Origin of the sequence: Sphingomonas sp. PP-CE-1G-424 (genome assembly GCF_004341085.1) — a bacterium.
Lineage (GTDB): Bacteria > Pseudomonadota > Alphaproteobacteria > Sphingomonadales > Sphingomonadaceae > Sphingomonas.
Genome location: NZ_SLXW01000002.1, coordinates 298,071 through 313,077, shown reverse-complemented (window position 1 = coordinate 313,077; position 15,007 = coordinate 298,071). Strand labels below are relative to the sequence as shown.

The window sequence follows — 15,007 nt, the reverse complement described above, 5'->3', positions numbered from 1 at the left end:
CGGCGGAGGCCGGGGCCCAAATGGGGGACAGCGATGACTAGGCGCAGCCCGCCGTTACGCTGGCCTTCCCAATTGGGCCCCGGCCTCCGCCGGGGTGGTGCTAATGTGCGACGTGAAGTCACGAACAGGGGATCACGCACACGCATCGAGGGATCGCTTACTTGCACTTCGCCGCGCTGCGTCCGGCAGCGACCTGCCCCTTCATCGCCGCGGCCATCTTGGCGCCGTAGACGTCGTTCAGTTCGTCATACACCTTGCACGCATCGGCGGGCTTGTTCAGCTTGGTCAGCGCCTGCCCCAGATACAGCAGGCTGTCGGGTGCGCGCTCGCCGTCGGGCATCTTCTTGTAATTGTCGTAGAACGCCATCGACGCGAGGCTCGGTTTGCCCTCGTCGAGATACGACCGACCGAGCAGATTCTGTGCATAGCTGGCGCGCTTGCTCTTGGGATAGTCCGCGACAACCTTCTTCAACTGCGCCTCGGCCTGCGGGTATTGCTTGGCCGCCCACAGTCGATAGCCATACATATAATCGTCTTCCGCAGCGTCGCCGGTGGACGGCTTCTCGACCGAGACCTTGGTCGGTGCCGGCGTAGCGGTCCCCGGCTTGGCCGCCGTATCGGGCCGCGGTGTCGGGCGCGAGGGGCCGCCATTCGACGCGTCGTCAGGCTCGATCGGACCGCCCGCCGCGATCGGCGCGGGGCCGGTTTCAAGTGCCTTCAGCCGCGCATCGTTGGTGCGCCGATAGCTGTCGAACGCATCCTGCAACTGGCGCACGCGGTTCTGGTTCTGCTCGATCTGCTCGGTGAGCGAGGTCATCTGCTGTTCGAGCGAGGTGACGCGCTGCGTCACGTCGATGATCGCGCTGTTCGCGGGTGAGCCCGGACCGGGGCCCTGTTCGCCTTGCGGCGCGCGGACCTCGGGCTGGAGCATCTGGCCTGCGCCACCGGGAAACACCTTGCGCTGCACCGCGCGCATCTCGCTCTCGAGCTTGCCGACGCGGCCTTCGACGTTCTGCGCCTGCGCGGTCGCCGGCAACAGAGCCGCGAGGCAGACGCCGACCAGAATTGACTTACGCATGGGCCACGCCCCCCGGTGAATTGGTTAATCGTCCGGGTATAGCTACACTACCCCTCCTGTCGCCAGCCTTAAGACCCTGGCGATGCCTGCCGTTGCTCACGGATTCGTGGTAGCCCGCGTGGGAGTCTCGGCCGAGTCGAGGTTCGCACGCTGCGTTTCGCTGAGCGGACGGCGGGGCGTATTCGGGCGACGCGGGCGCGACCGCTCGGTGGTCGCAGACGACCCGGCAGGCGTGGCCTGTGGCTCGGGTGTTCCCGCGATTCGCGCGGCGATCGCCGTCGCACCGACGGGGACATCCTTGATCGCACGCTCGCCGGTACCGAGCGCCGGCGCCGCGGCCCCATTGAGCGTCACCGCCAGCTTGTCGGCACGACCGATGTTGATCTTCGGGTCCTTCGCGTCGCGCGGCACATCGAACTTCTCGCCCGGCTTCATCGTCCCCAGGTACAGCGTCTTGTTATCGGCGTCGTAGACCCGCATCCAGACCTCGCCCGAAGCGGTCAGCGTCACCTGCCCGTTGGCTGGGGTCGGCGCCGAGGGGACGGACTGCGCGGTCTTCGCCGCGGGCGCGGCCGGCACCTGTGCGACGGATACGTCGGCGGGCGACGTCCGCGATCCGCGGAACATGTCGGTGCCGTACCAGAGGCCGACCAGCACGAGCACGGCGATCGCGATCCCGAGCGCGACGATCGTGATCCCGCGCGAGGGCACGCGCGACGGGTCGGTCATCTCGTACGGTTCGTATTCGGGCGTCCGGCGGCCGAGCTTGGCGACGTCTTCGCGGACCATCTGCGCAATCCGCACCTCGTCGACGCCGACCGCGCGCGCATAGGCCCGCGCGAAACCGATCGCATAGGTCGCGGACGGCAATACGCTATAGTCCGAAGCCTCGATCGCCTCGAGATGGCGGAGCGGTACGCGGGTCCGCGTCGCGATATCGGCAACGCTCAACCCCTGCGCCTCGCGTGCGGTACGAAGAATGTCGCCAGCACGCTCGGTCGGAGCGGGCACAGCGTTCTGGCCGGGTTCGACCTCGTCCATTCTTATCTCCGAAACCGGGCTCTCAAAGCGTCGCCCGCTATGGTTTCCGTTTCTACGACGGTCCGTGTCCTGTCAACGCGCAGCCGGCAGGCAAACGCGGTTCAGGTGAGTTCGACGCCGTTTTCCACCGCCCACGCGGTCAGCGCGGCGCGCATGTCGCGTGGCGGGTTGGCGAGCAGCGCTGTCATGACCGGCGCCAACGCCGACCGATCGAGCGACCGCGTCATCGCCTTGATCGGGCCGACCGCGGCCGGCGTGATCGACAGCCGCTCGATCCCGAGACCGATCAATGCCATCGCCTCGAGCGGCAACCCGCCCATCTCGCCGCAGACCGCCAGATCGACACCCGCCGCACGGACCGGCGCGACCAGCCGGGCGATGAAGCGCAGGATCGACGGGCTGAGCCAATCGTAGCGCTCGGCAAGCTTGGGGTTCGCGCGATCGGCGGCGAACAGGAACTGCGTCAGATCGTTGGTGCCGATCGACAGGAAATCGATGTTCGGCAGCAGAATGTCGAGCATCTCGGCAAGCGCCGGCACCTCGAGCATCGCACCATAGCGGATCGCGAGCGGCATCTTTCGGCCGCGGCCCTCCAGCCAGTGACGTTGCGCCTCGAACAGCGCGCGCGCCTCGTCGAACTCCCACGGCTCGCTGACCATCGGGAACATCACGTTGAGCGTGCGACCGGCGGCGGCTTCCAGCAGCGCGCGGGCCTGCACCTTCATCAACCCGTCACGCTCCAGGCCGAGGCGCAGCGCGCGCCAGCCCATCGCCGGATTTTCCTCGTCCGCGTCGTGCTTGTTGAGGTACGGCAACGCCTTGTCGCCGCCGATATCGACGGTGCGGAAGATCACGGGACGATCGCCCGCCGCGTCGAGCACTTCACGGTAGAGCCGCTGTTGGCGCTCGCGTTGCGGCAGCGTGGCGGAGACGAGGAACTGGAATTCGGTGCGGAACAGGCCGATGCCGTCGGCGCCGGTGATGTCGAGCGCGGCCACGTCGTCGCGCAGGCCCGCGTTGACCATCAGCGTCAGCCGGTGGCCGTCCTTGGTGATCGGGGGCACGTCGCGCAGCGCCGCGAACGCCGCCTTGCGCTTCTGCCGCATCGCGAGCCGCGCCTCGAACGCCTCCTCCATCGCCGCCGACGGCCGCGCGAAGACGTTGCTCTCGGCGCTGTCGAGCAACAGCATGTCGCCTTCTGCGACCAATCGACGGATGTCGCGGACGCGGCCGAGCACCGGCACGCCCATCGCGCGCGCGACGATCGTGACGTGCGCGGTGAGCGACCCTTCCTCCAGGATAACGCCCTTCAGCCTGCGCTTGTCGTATTCGAGCAGTTCGGCGGGGCCGAGGTTGCGCGCGATGAGGATGGTGTCCTGGCGAAGGCCCATCTGCGCCGCGGTGCCCATCTGGCCCGAGACGATGCGGAGCAGCCGGTTCGACAGGTCCTCCAGATCGTGCATCCGGTCGGCGAGCAGCGGATCGTCGATCTGCCGCATCCGCTGGCGGGTGCGTTGCTGGACGCGCTCGATCGCCGCCTCTGCGGTCAGGCCGGAGTCGATCGCCTCGTTGATGCGCCGCGCCCAACCCTCGTCATAGGCGAACATCTTGTAGGTCTGGAGCACTTCGACATGCTCGCCGCCGACGCCGAATTCGGCATCGCGCGTCATCCGGTCGATGCCTTCGCGCATCTTGTCGAACGCGGCGTAGACGCGGTGGCGCTCGGCGTCGGTGTCCTCGGCGACGGTATGTTCGATATGGATGCGCGGCTGGTGATAGACCGCGTAGCCCGCGCCCATGCCGTCGACCAGCTTCTGGCCGGGAATGCGCATCGCCGCGGTCGACTGCGGCCGGTCCGCGCCGCCGCCGGTGGTATCGATCAGCCCGGCGTTGGCGATCAGTTCGGACAGCACCATCGCGACCGTCTGCAATGCCTCGATCTCGACGTCCGCATATTTGCGACGATCGGTGTGCTGGACGGCCAGCACCCCCACCGAGCGCTCGCGGCGGATGATCGGCACGCCCGCAAAACTGTGGAAACGGTCCTCGCCGGTTTCGGGCTTGTAGGCGAAATCGGGGTGGCTGGCGGCTTCGTCGAGGTTGAGCACCTCGATGTCTTCGGCGATCGTCCCGACCAGCCCCTCGCCCATCGCCAGTTTGGTGACGTGGACCGCAGCCTGATCGAGGCCACGCGTGGCGAACAGTTCGAGCACGCCTTCACGCAGAAGGTAGATCGAGCACACCTCGCTATCGATCGCGGTGGCGATGATACCGACGACCGAATTGAGCTTGGCCTGCGCGGACGTGCGCGACGCCATCACGTCGTGAAGGCTGGTGAGGATTTCGCGGGCGGAGGCGGCGGCCGAAAGGGGCATTGGGGTTGGCTATCAGATGAAGCGCTTGGGTGCCACGCAACAAAAGCAGTGTTGTGGCCAAGTTCGATCGATCTCTGGGTGTGGATTCTTACAAGTGTTTGTGAATGGCGACTTCTCCCCTCCCTGAAAGGGAGGGGTGAGAAGTCAGGTGTCGAACAGCCCGTCCTGGCTGCCGGTTGGTGGGTTGAGGCCCAGGTGCTTCCAGCCGCCCGCGTTCAGGAACCGCCCGCGTGCCGTTCGCGCGATCAGGCCGAGCTGGATCAGATACGGCTCGATCACTTCCTCGATCGTGTCGCGCGGTTCGCTCAGCCCTGCGGCAAGTGTCTCCACGCCGACCGGGCCGCCGCGGTAGATGTCGGCGATCATCATCAGATAACGCCGGTCCATCGCGTCGAGACCCAGCGAATCGACCTCCAGCCGGTTCAGCGCCGCATCCGCCGCCCGCGCGTCGACCGTCTCGTGCCCCGCGACGTTGGCGAAATCGCGCACCCGACGCAGCAATCGCCCGGCGATGCGCGGCGTACCGCGGGCGCGGCGCGCGATCTCCATCGCACCGTCCTTGGCGATCCCCAGCCCGAGCAACCCGGCGGCACGCGTGACGACCCGCTCCAACTCCTCGACAGTGTAGAATTGCAGCCGCACCGGGATGCCGAAGCGATCGCGCAGCGGCGTCGTCAGCAAGCCCTGCCGCGTCGTCGCGCCGATCAGTGTGAACCGCGGCAGATCGATGCGCACCGAGCGCGCGCTCGGCCCCTCGCCGATCATCAGGTCGAGCGCACGGTCCTCCATTGCCGGATACAGCACTTCCTCGACCGCCGGCTGCAAGCGGTGGATCTCGTCGATGAACAGCACGTCACCATCCTCGAGATTGGTCAGCAGCGCGGCGAGATCGCCCGACTTGGCGATCACCGGGCCCGAGGTGGCGCGGAACCCCACCCCCATCTCGCGCGCGACGATCTGCGCGAGTGTGGTCTTGCCTAGCCCCGGCGGCCCGAAGAACAGCACGTGATCGAGCGCATCGCCACGCGATTTCGCCGCCTGGATGAAGATACGAAGATTCTCGCGCGCGGCCTTCTGCCCGACGAATTCGTCGAGAGTCTTCGGGCGCAGCGCGGCGTCGACGTCTTCGGGGCGCTTGGCTGCGGTCAGGATGCGGTCGTCTGTCACGCTGGCAAACTTACTTTTAGAGCCTGTTCCAATTGGCTTATCGAGTGCGTACCTGATTTTTCGACACCCTTGGCCGCAATCAATAGAAAAATTGCGTCAGGAGCAGTGCGAAAAGCTTCCCATTGACGCAGTCCGATTTTCAACGGCTCAACAAACGCCATGATGCGAGTTTCCAAAGGAACCTCCGCACGAAACGGTAAAAGTTGGAACTCGAGCCACTTCTGCGAAGCTACATCGATCGCGTGAGGCATCCATTCAATAGCCAGATCAGCAGGCGATTTGCGCCTCGAAAAAGGCCACATTCATTGAGCTCCCGCAAGACAGATCGATAGATGCCGCAATTGCAGTTGAGCCATTACGAAACCGACAAAGAATACAGAAATTGGGAGCATATTAGGCAACCGCATCACCAGCGGCGCTCCGACTATCGGCATGGAAATACGTCGAGATACAATTCGAACGCCTCGCGCAGATTGCCGATCGCCTCTTCCACCGTTTCGCCCTGGCTGGTCGTGCCGGTTTCCGGATTATAGGCGACGAACCCGCCTTCCTCCGCAACGGTAAGAACAGCAGTGACCTGCATGGCACATTCCTTCTTGGACGATCCGGCTCTACCGCGACGCCTTGCGCAGCGCCAGTCGGACCAACGCGTCGAGCGTGGCGTCCGTCCCCAGTTCCTCTTCCGCCGCGGCGACGGCGGTGGAGGCTTCGGCGGGGCGGAACCCGAGGTTGAGCAGTGCCGACACCGCATCCGCACCCGCGCCAACGACAGGCGCCGCGGTGGTACCGCCCGGACCGAGCACGATACCGCCGGTCTTGTCCTTCAGTTCCATGACGATGCGCTGCGCGAGCTTGGGCCCGACACCGTTGGCGCGCGCGACCATCGCCTTGTCGCCGCTGGCGATCGCCCGCGACAGGTCATTGGGTTCGAGCGCGGACAGGATCGCGAGCGCAACGCGTGCGCCGACGCCCTGCACGCCGGTCAGCAGCCGGAACCAGTCGCGTTCGGACCCGCTCGAGAATCCGACGAGGCGGATCGAATCCTCCGACACGAGCATCTCGGTAAAGACGGTAGCCGCCTCGCCGATCGGGCCGAGCGTCGACAGCGTGCGCGCCGAGGCGCCGACCAGATAACCGACGCCGCCGACATCGATCACCGCATGATCGATACCGGTCGAGTCCAGACGTCCTTTGAGATGCGCGATCATGATCGATGGCGGTAGAACAATGCCGCGGTCGCGTCATCCCGGCAAAATGGGACCGGCATGACCGGTTTCGGTCCCCTCACCCTCGCAATTGGCTCGCCGCGGGTTCGCTGGCCTGGGAACGCGATGCCGTGGACGGCGCGGGCTTGTGCACACCGTGGAGCGCCTGGGTAGGCGCGCCGATGACCGCGGCACGCGCGCGCAGGCTCGCCTTCAGGAACACCGTCTCCGATGCCACGAACCGCCGCGGCGTCGTGCCGAGAAAGGTGCCGGCATCGCGCAGGAAGTGCGAGGCATCGAAATAGCTGCTGTCGATCTTCGAATAATCGTTCAGCCCCGCATCGGTGATCAACCGGATGAACGACCGCAGGAACCGCGCTCGTCGCAGCAGGAGCTTCGGCGGCATCCCGAAATAGCGCGTCGCCATCCGCCGGAGTTCATGCGTCGGGATATCGAGCCGGTCGGCGACATCCTTCATCTCGATCACGCCGTCGGTCACGGTCAGCGCACCGAACGCGCGGATCAGGTCTTCGCGCGGGTGGGGTCGCCGGAACAGCGAGGGAAGGATGGAATCGAGCAGCGGCTTGATCTTGGCGTCGTCGTCCAGCAGGTCCAGCCCATCGGCCAATCTGGTCGATATGGCGGGCCCCGCCACGCCCGCGAGCGGCACGACGCGGTTATGGAAATCGCCCGCCGAGCGCACCGTCATACGTGCCCATCCAAGCGCGCTCAAGCCGATGCCGACGGCGATGCCACCGTGCGTCTCGGTGCGGAACGCCCTGCTGGTCGGACCATAGAGGCTCGCGCGATCGAGCGGCCCGAAGCGGTGGTTGCCGATCGACACGTCGAGAGGACCGGCGTCGACGAGCACCGAGATCATCGCCGGTGCAGGCAGATACCAGTTGATCATAGGCGCGCGGTCGACATTGGTGTAGATCGCGTAGCCGGTCACGAACTCCGCCAAGGCCGGATCCGGAAGGTCGTAGCGCATCCGCATGCCGGGTGGCATCGCAAAGGCCTCGATGGGCACGGCGGGGCTGTTGGTGCCCCCGCGCACGTGATCTACGAGCATCATTCCCCCTGAACGGCGTAGCAAAGTTTCTTTTCGGCACCGCAAAAACCACGGCGATTGAACCGCGGCAGCCGAACCCCGCACGATCCTTAGCCCATCGTTACGCGGCAGTGCGAGCTTTATTCAAGTTAAACCGGGCAGGCGATTCTGGCGGCGATCCATACAACACGCGCAGCCCCGCAAGGCAGCGGCCGGTCGAAGGGCAGTGATCGCGGATTCGAACTGCCATCTCGGGCAGGAACGAGCAGGTCAGATGCCGAAGCCGCTCCGTCGCGACATCGCCGCCGCGCTGGCGACATGATGCGCATGCGTGATCGCTACCGCCAGCGCGTCCGCCGCGTCGGGACCGGCGAGTTTAGCGCCCGGCAGCAGCACCGCCATCATCGCCTGAATCTGTTTCTTGTCTGCACCACCGGTGCCGACGACGCCCTTCTTGACGGTCGAGGGGTGATATTCGCCGATATGCAGCCCTGCGCCGGCGGCAGCCAGGAGCACTACGCCGCGCGCTTGCCCGAGCTTCAGCGTCGATTGCGCGTTGGTGTTGCCGAGCACTTCCTCGACCGCGGCGCCGTCGGGACGTTCGGTGCGGATGACGTCGATCAGCGCATTGTAGAGCGCGGTGAGGCGGCGGGGGAGCGCCATCGACGGATCGGTCTTGATCTGGCCGTTGGCGATATGGCTGAGGCGGTTGCCATCGGCGCGGATGACGCCCCAGCCTGTTGTGCCGAGGCCGGGGTCTAGTCCGAGGATGATCATGAGAAGAGAGAAGGTTGGTTCGCGCGGAGGCGCGGAGGCGCGGAGGGGGTGCGCTTTTGGCTATCGTCTCGCGTCAGCGGGACTTTCACACCGCTCGGCTGGCCTACCGATAGGAGGCCGCTGGCGCGGAGTACGTAACCATGAAGCGCTACTCTCCGCGCCTCCGCGCCTCCGCGCGAACCAACCTTCTTCATCTCAACCCAAGGTCTCCATGATCTCGTCGGAGATCTCGTAATTGCCCCACACCGTCTGCACGTCGTCGTCGTCGTCGAGCGCGTCGATCAGCTTGAACAGCGTCGCCGCATCGTCAGCACCGACCGCGACCATCACCTGCGGGCGCCAAGCGAGCTTTGCGCCTTCCGCTTCGCCGAGCTTGGCTTCCAACGCCTTGGCCACCTCGTGCAGGTCGCCCTGCGCGGTCCAGACCTCATGGCCGTCCTCGCTCGACGTGACGTCCTCGGCGCCAGCCTCCAGCGCCGCTTCGAACACCGTGTCGGCATCGCCCGCGCTCGCCGGATACGAGATCAGCCCGACGCGATCGAACGCGTGGCTGACCGAACCGCCCGCGCCCAGATTGCCGCCGTTCTTGCCGACCGCGACGCGCACGTTGGTTGCGGTGCGATTGCGGTTGTCGGTCAGCGCCTCGATGATCAGTGACACGCCGCCGGGACCGAAGCCCTCATAGCGGATCTCTTCGTAATTCTCGGCATCGCCGCGGCTCGCCTTGTCGATCGAGCGCTGGATGTTTTCCTTCGGCAACGACGCCGCCTTGGCCGCGTTGACCGCCGCGCGCAGGCGCGGGTTCATGTCGACGTCGGGCAGGCCCATCTTGGCCGCGACCGTGATTTCCCGGCTGAGCTTGCTGAACGCCGACGAGCGCTTCTTGTCCTGCGCGCCCTTGCGGTACATGATATTCTTGTATTTGGAATGGCCTGCCATCGGTGCCTCTAATAGCCTGATGCGGTGGCTTTAGGACGGTGAGGCCGTTTTCGCCAGAGCGTCGATCTTCTGCTCGATCGCATCGAGGCGCGCGAGCACCAGGTGATCGATCTTGTGGTGGACGCGCAGGATATCGAGTTCGGCGCGCAGATTGGTCTCGTAGTCGAGACTGGCCGCGAGGCGGTCCTTCGCCGATTGTCGGTTCTGGCTCATCATGATCACCGGCGCCTGGATCGCCGCGACCGTCGACAGCAGCAGGTTGAGGAAGATGTAGGGATACGGATCGAACGCGCGGCCGAAATGCGCGAGGATGTCCGAGTTCAGCAGCATCCAGCCGATCAGCACCGCGCTGAACGCGATGATGAACCCCCAAGACCCGCCTATCGCCGCGACGCGGTCCGACAGTCGCTCGCCGAAGGTCGATCGCTCGTCGGACACGTCGGCGGCATCGCGGCTGACGGTGGTCCCTGCCTCTATCCCGGCAAGGACGCGGCGCTCCTCGTCGTCGAGATCGCTCGGCGCCTTGCCGAGCAACCGTTGCGATAGATCGGCGAGCGGGGAGGATTTCGTGACCATGTTTGCGCCCTAGCCCGGAATGCGGATTATGCCAGCGCGCAAAGCCGGTGTTGCGACCGAACTCACAAAGACTCCTTGCTCCCACACGCCCGCACCTGCCAAACGCGCGGCATGACGGTTAGCGTGAATATGGGCACCGACGGCAATGGTACTGCCGTCGGCGTCGACCTGGAGGAACTACTCGCCACCCGCCTGCTGGTGCAGGGCAATTCGGGCTCGGGAAAATCGCATCTGCTGCGCCGGCTGCTCGAGCGATCGGCGGGGCATGTCCAGCAGATCGTGATCGATCCGGAAGGTGACTTCGTGACGCTCGCCGGACCGCACGGTCATGTCGTGATCGAAGCCGGCGACTATAGCGAACGCGAGATCGCGCGGATCGCGACGCGATTGCGCGAACATCGGACGTCGGCGGTGCTCAGCCTCGAAGGGCTGGAGGTCGAGGGCCAGATGCGCTGCGCCGCATCGTTCCTGTCGGCGCTGTTCGATGCACCGCGCGAGCATTGGTATCCGGTGCTGGTGGTGGTCGACGAAGCGCAGATGTTCGCACCCGTCACTGGCGGCGAAGTGTCGGAAGAGGTGCGTCGTGCGTCGCTGGCGGCGATGACGAACCTGATGTGCCGTGGGCGCAAACGCGGGCTCGCCGGCGTGATCGCGACTCAGCGGCTGGCGAAGCTTGCGAAGAACGTCGCGGCGGAAGCGTCGAACTTCCTGATGGGCCGTACCTTCCTCGACATCGACATGGCGCGCGCGGCCGATCTGCTGGGCATGGAGCGGCGTCAGGCCGAGGCGATTCGCGATCTCCAGCGCGGCACGTTCATGGCGCTTGGGCCGGCAGTGTCGCGCCGGCCGATCACGGTGAAGATCGGCGACGTCGCGACGTCTGCGCGGAGCGGCAGCCCGAAGCTCACCCCCCTCCCCAGCGCCGCGCCGATGGACCTGCAGGACCTGTTGTCCGAGCCGGTGGTCGATGCCCCCGAACTCGGCCTGATGTTCGATTCGCGCCCGCGTCGCGTTCCCGCGGAGGAACTGCTCGACGGTATCGCCCGTCCGCCCGAGCCGCGCACCGCCGCACCGCCACCGCCCGAGAAGACCGACGACGAGGTTGAGGCGGTCTACGCCGACGTCTTCCGTGCGATCGTCGAGGATCCGGAGTCGACACTGCGGCCGCCGTCGGTGCTGTTCCAGGATTTCCAGGTACGCTGCCGGATGGGCGGTCTCGCCAAGCCACCGCTCGATCTCCCCGGTTTCGTCCGGCGTCTGAGCTGCGCCCGTGCAGGGATCTTCGACATGACCGACGAAGCCTGGACGGCCGCCCTCGACGTTGCGAGCGGCCTCCCCGACGACATGCTCGGCGCGTTCCTTTTGGTGGCGCGCGCGGCACGTGAAGGCGAACCCTGCCCGTCCGACGCGCGCATCGCGGCCACGTACGGCACGAGTTCGATCGGCAGGGTGAAGCGGCTGATCGGCTACATCGAAAGCCGCGAACTGATCGTGTGCCGCACCGATCTCGCCGGCAAACGTTCGATCACGATACCGGGGCTGGGGTGGACAACGCTGCCGGCGGAAGCGGCCTAGCGGATCGGCGTGAACTGCGCCGACACGAAGCGCCACTCCTTGCCGATCCGCCGTGCGACGAAACCGGCGCGTAGCGCACGTGACTGTGGCTGGCCGTCCTTACCGGGCACCGCATAAGCGACCCGCATCGTGACGACACCGATAGCACCAGCGGGCCGCGCGACGGTCTCGGTGATCGTCATCTGCGGCGCGGGCTTTTTCTTTTCGAGCGCATAGAACCCGATCACGCGCTCGCGGGAATCGACCTCGCCGACGGGCGATACTTCCTGGTATTCGGGCGCCATCATCGCGATCATTGCCGCCTGATCGAACTGGTTGCGGACCTGAACGAACGCCTCCGCCCGCTGTGCGAGGCGATGCGCCTCGGTCTCGATCGATTGCGCCGCGACGGGCGCACTGACCAATGCCGCCGCCATTCCCAGAAATACCCGCATGCTTGCCCCCGGTGCAATGTTGCATAACGGCAATACACCTAAGCTTGAGGTGCGGCAATGAAGCTGCGAGTTGTCGAACCTAGAATGCGAAAGCGATGGCGAGACCTGCGACGACGCCGACTTGTACCATCGCGATCAGTTGAAGCCGGCCGACGAACGGTTGCTTCCGTGTCTTGTGCCGGTAGCGATTCCGCGCCCAGAACGCACCGGGGCTACCGCCGAGCGCCGCGAACCAAAGCAAGCGGGACTCCGGAATCCGCCATGCGCCGGTCGACGATCGCCGCTTGTCGATCGCGAACGCGGCGACGGTGATCGCGTTGATAATCAGGAACAGGACGGATGCCGCGACTATCGGGAGAAACATTCTCTACCGGTACATCGATCGGGTTAACGCGGTGCCCCCTCGCGACCCGACACCATGTCGGGGGAGGCACCGCGCGAGATCAGAAATCCTCAGATCATCCCCAACGCCTGGAGATACACTTCGAGGATCGCTTCCTCCTCCTGATACTCTTCCTTCTTCTTCTTCCGGATCGACAGGATTTTCCGGATCGCCTTGGGGTCGTAACCGCGGCCCTTGGCTTCGGCCATCACGTCCTTGATGTCGTCCGAGATACCCTTCTTCTCTTCTTCGAGACGCTCGGCGCGCTCGATCAGCAGGCGCAGTTCGTCCGCAGCGACCGCGCCGCCGCCCATGCCGTGTTGCCGTTCGTCAGACATCGAAAATTCCCCCAACGCCAGCGCCCACGCGCCGGTCAAAAGCCAATCAAGATACAAGCCCGCACCGGTGATCGCCGTCCGGAGACGTCCTGAATCATGCCGAGTTGGGTGCGGGCCCGCGTCTAGGCGTTTACCGTGTTCGGCTCAATCGCCTGAATCAGGCGGCCCCGTTTTTGGGCGCGTTCTTTGCGACGCTCGCCTTCATCCGTTCGAGCTGCTCAGGTGTCGCGTCGCCCTGATGATGCGCCTTCCACTCGGCATACGGCATTCCGTACACCGTCTCTCGCGCGGCATCCTTCGAGAGGCCGCCCGCTTCCTCGACCCAGTCGGACAGGCAGTTGCGACAGAAACCGGCCAAACCCATCAGGTCGACGTTCTGCGCGTCCTCGCGGTGTCGGAGATGGCGGATCAGCCGGCGGAAGGCTTTAGCCGCTACGGCATCGTCGAGCGTATCGAGCGAGTCGGTTTCGGGATTCATTACTGTGCTCCGTGGTTGATCCCGCGGAGATAGGGTTTAAGGCCCATCGCGGCAAAGATCTCCCCCAGGAAACGCCGAGGAAAACGCACCGCATGACCAAGGCCATCGCACCCCGTTCGCGGAAAGTCCGCATCCTCGCGACGCTAGGCCCTGCCAGCAGCACGCCCGAGATGATCGCGACGCTGTTCCGCACCGGCGCAGACGCGTTCCGAATCAACATGAGCCACGGCGACCAGCAGTCGAAGATCGCGGTGATCCAGGCGATTCGCGCGCTGGAGAAGGAATTTGGCCGCCCCTCGACGATCCTCGCCGATCTCCAGGGACCGAAGCTGCGCGTCGGCAAGTTCGACGGCGGCCGCACGGTACTCGAAACCGGCTCGGCTTTCCTGCTCGACCGCGACCCGACGCCGGGCGACGCGACGCGTGTCGAACTGCCGCACGACGAGATCTTCGCGGCGATCGAGCCGGGCGCGCGCCTGCTGCTCGACGACGGCAAGCTCGTCCTTCGCGTCGTGTCGCATAGCCCGCGCGAGATCACGACGCGGGTCGAGGTCGGCGGCGCCTTGTCGAACAGCAAGGGTCTGAACGTCCCCGACGTCGTGCTGCCGATGGCGGCGCTGACCGAGAAGGATCGCAGCGATCTCGACTTCGCGGTCGACCAGGGCGTCGACTGGATCGCGCTGTCGTTCGTCCAGCGCCCCGAGGATCTCTGGGAAGCGCGGAAACTGATCGGCGGCAAGGCGGCGCTGATGGCAAAGATCGAGAAGCCGGCGGCGATCGAGCGGCTCGAGGAGATCGTCGAGGCGTGTGACGGCGTGATGGTCGCGCGCGGCGATCTCGGCGTCGAGCTGCCGCCGCAGCAGGTGCCGCCCTTGCAGAAGCGCATCGTCGAGGTCTCACGCCGGATGGGCCGCCCGGTGGTGGTTGCGACGCAGATGCTCGAATCGATGATCACGTCGCCCTCCCCTACGCGGGCGGAAGTGTCGGACGTCGCGACGGCTGTATATGACGGTGCGGACGCGATCATGCTGTCGGCGGAGAGCGCGGCAGGCGCGTGGCCGGTCGAATCGGTGGCGATGATGGATGCGATCGGCGTGTCGGTCGAGTCCGATCCCGAGCACGGCGACCGCATGCACTTCACCGTGATGAAGCCCGATCCGACGACCGCGGATGCGCTCGCCGAGGCCGCGAAGACCATCGCCGCGACGGTGTCGGCGGTGGCGATCATCTGCTTCACCACGTCGGGCTCGACCGCCCGCCGGATCGCGCGCGAGCGGCCGTCGGTGCCGCTGCTGGTGCTGACGCCGAGCCAGGAGACCGCGCGGCGGCTTGGGCTGCTGTGGGGGACGCATGCGGTGCATACGCGCGACGTCGAGTCGTTCGAGGACATGGTGGCGAAGTCTAAGCGGATGGCAGTGCGGCATGGGATGGCGAAGGCGGGCGACCGGGTGATCGTGCTCGCGGGCGTGCCGTTCCGGACGCCTGGGTCGACGAATGTGCTGCACGTGGTGCGGATCGTAGGCGATGAGCTGAAGGGGCATCATTCGCAGGTTTGATTTTTGGGGGGGGAGCTGGCGAAGGGCGCTTGCTC

17 protein-coding genes are annotated in these 15,007 nt (G+C 65.9%); 2 read left to right on the top strand and 15 right to left on the bottom strand.

The genetic code is table 11. The annotated features are described in order from the left end of the window. Positions 1–157: 157 nt before the first annotated feature. From C8J43_RS06565 to C8J43_RS06515, 11 genes are all read right to left on the bottom strand, one after another. A complete protein-coding gene (locus tag C8J43_RS06565) occupies positions 158–1,078 on the bottom strand; it encodes a tetratricopeptide repeat protein (RefSeq protein WP_121884277.1) in 921 nt (306 codons plus the stop codon). Between the two features lie 96 nt (positions 1,079–1,174). Continuing rightward, entirely contained in the window at positions 1,175–2,119 is a 945-nt protein-coding gene (locus C8J43_RS06560) for a helix-turn-helix domain-containing protein (RefSeq protein WP_133030235.1), read from the bottom strand. Positions 2,120–2,220: 101 nt separating this feature from the next. Then, the gene (gene ptsP, locus C8J43_RS06555; RefSeq protein ID WP_121884275.1) at positions 2,221–4,494 is read right to left on the bottom strand and encodes a phosphoenolpyruvate--protein phosphotransferase; all 2,274 of its coding nucleotides are present in this window, start codon (positions 4,492–4,494) and stop codon (positions 2,221–2,223) included. A gap of 144 nt (positions 4,495–4,638) precedes the next feature. Further along, positions 4,639–5,661 (bottom strand): Holliday junction branch migration DNA helicase RuvB, encoded by a 1,023-nt coding sequence (ruvB, locus tag C8J43_RS06550; RefSeq protein ID WP_060526516.1) that lies wholly within the window; start codon positions 5,659–5,661, stop codon positions 4,639–4,641. Beyond that, entirely contained in the window at positions 5,658–5,963 is a 306-nt protein-coding gene (locus tag C8J43_RS06545) for a hypothetical protein (RefSeq protein WP_133030234.1), read from the bottom strand. The genes ruvB and C8J43_RS06545 overlap by 4 nt, the downstream gene beginning before the upstream one ends. 122 nt (positions 5,964–6,085) lie before the next feature. Continuing rightward, positions 6,086–6,244 carry a type II toxin-antitoxin system HicB family antitoxin gene (locus C8J43_RS06540; RefSeq protein WP_133030233.1) on the bottom strand — a complete coding sequence of 53 codons (159 nt, stop codon included), beginning with the start codon at positions 6,242–6,244 and terminating at the stop codon, positions 6,086–6,088. Positions 6,245–6,272: 28 nt separating this feature from the next. Continuing rightward, positions 6,273–6,869: a Holliday junction branch migration protein RuvA gene (gene ruvA / locus C8J43_RS06535; RefSeq protein ID WP_056051705.1), complete on the bottom strand. Its 597-nt coding sequence runs from the start codon at positions 6,867–6,869 to the stop codon at positions 6,273–6,275. Positions 6,870–6,945: 76 nt separating this feature from the next. Further along, on the bottom strand, positions 6,946–7,938 hold the full coding sequence (locus C8J43_RS06530; RefSeq protein ID WP_133030232.1) for a hypothetical protein: 993 nt from the start codon (positions 7,936–7,938) through the stop codon (positions 6,946–6,948). Positions 7,939–8,187: 249 nt separating this feature from the next. Further along, a complete protein-coding gene (ruvC, locus tag C8J43_RS06525) occupies positions 8,188–8,694 on the bottom strand; it encodes a crossover junction endodeoxyribonuclease RuvC (RefSeq protein ID WP_060526511.1) in 507 nt (168 codons plus the stop codon). 195 nt (positions 8,695–8,889) lie between these two features. Then, on the bottom strand, positions 8,890–9,633 hold the full coding sequence (locus tag C8J43_RS06520) for a YebC/PmpR family DNA-binding transcriptional regulator (protein ID WP_056051712.1): 744 nt from the start codon (positions 9,631–9,633) through the stop codon (positions 8,890–8,892). A 30-nt stretch (positions 9,634–9,663) separates the two neighbouring features. After that, positions 9,664–10,209 (bottom strand): DUF1003 domain-containing protein, encoded by a 546-nt coding sequence (locus tag C8J43_RS06515; RefSeq protein ID WP_133030231.1) that lies wholly within the window; start codon positions 10,207–10,209, stop codon positions 9,664–9,666. A gap of 111 nt (positions 10,210–10,320) precedes the next feature. Here C8J43_RS06515 and C8J43_RS06510 point away from each other — a divergent pair, with 111 nt between their 5' ends. Continuing rightward, positions 10,321–11,784, top strand: coding sequence for an ATP-binding protein (locus C8J43_RS06510; RefSeq protein ID WP_121904341.1), 1,464 nt, complete (start codon positions 10,321–10,323; stop codon positions 11,782–11,784). Here the strand turns inward: C8J43_RS06510 and C8J43_RS06505 are convergent. The 4 genes from C8J43_RS06505 to C8J43_RS06490 all read right to left on the bottom strand — a co-directional run bounded on the left by C8J43_RS06505 (position 11,781) and on the right by C8J43_RS06490 (position 13,416). Continuing rightward, a complete protein-coding gene (locus C8J43_RS06505) occupies positions 11,781–12,218 on the bottom strand; it encodes a nuclear transport factor 2 family protein (protein ID WP_133030230.1) in 438 nt (145 codons plus the stop codon). The two genes, C8J43_RS06510 and C8J43_RS06505, sit on opposite strands and share 4 nt — an antisense overlap. Before the next feature lie 79 nt (positions 12,219–12,297). After that, a complete protein-coding gene (locus C8J43_RS06500) occupies positions 12,298–12,582 on the bottom strand; it encodes a DUF1294 domain-containing protein (RefSeq protein ID WP_133030229.1) in 285 nt (94 codons plus the stop codon). A gap of 89 nt (positions 12,583–12,671) precedes the next feature. Next, the gene (locus C8J43_RS06495) at positions 12,672–12,914 is read right to left on the bottom strand and encodes a DUF2312 domain-containing protein (protein ID WP_197942503.1); all 243 of its coding nucleotides are present in this window, start codon (positions 12,912–12,914) and stop codon (positions 12,672–12,674) included. A 181-nt stretch (positions 12,915–13,095) separates the two neighbouring features. Further along, entirely contained in the window at positions 13,096–13,416 is a 321-nt protein-coding gene (locus C8J43_RS06490) for a DUF1244 domain-containing protein (RefSeq protein ID WP_133030228.1), read from the bottom strand. A 92-nt stretch (positions 13,417–13,508) separates the two neighbouring features. Here C8J43_RS06490 and pyk point away from each other — a divergent pair, with 92 nt between their 5' ends. Continuing rightward, positions 13,509–14,972 (top strand): pyruvate kinase, encoded by a 1,464-nt coding sequence (gene pyk, locus C8J43_RS06485; protein WP_133030227.1) that lies wholly within the window; start codon positions 13,509–13,511, stop codon positions 14,970–14,972. Positions 14,973–15,007: the final 35 nt, after the last annotated feature.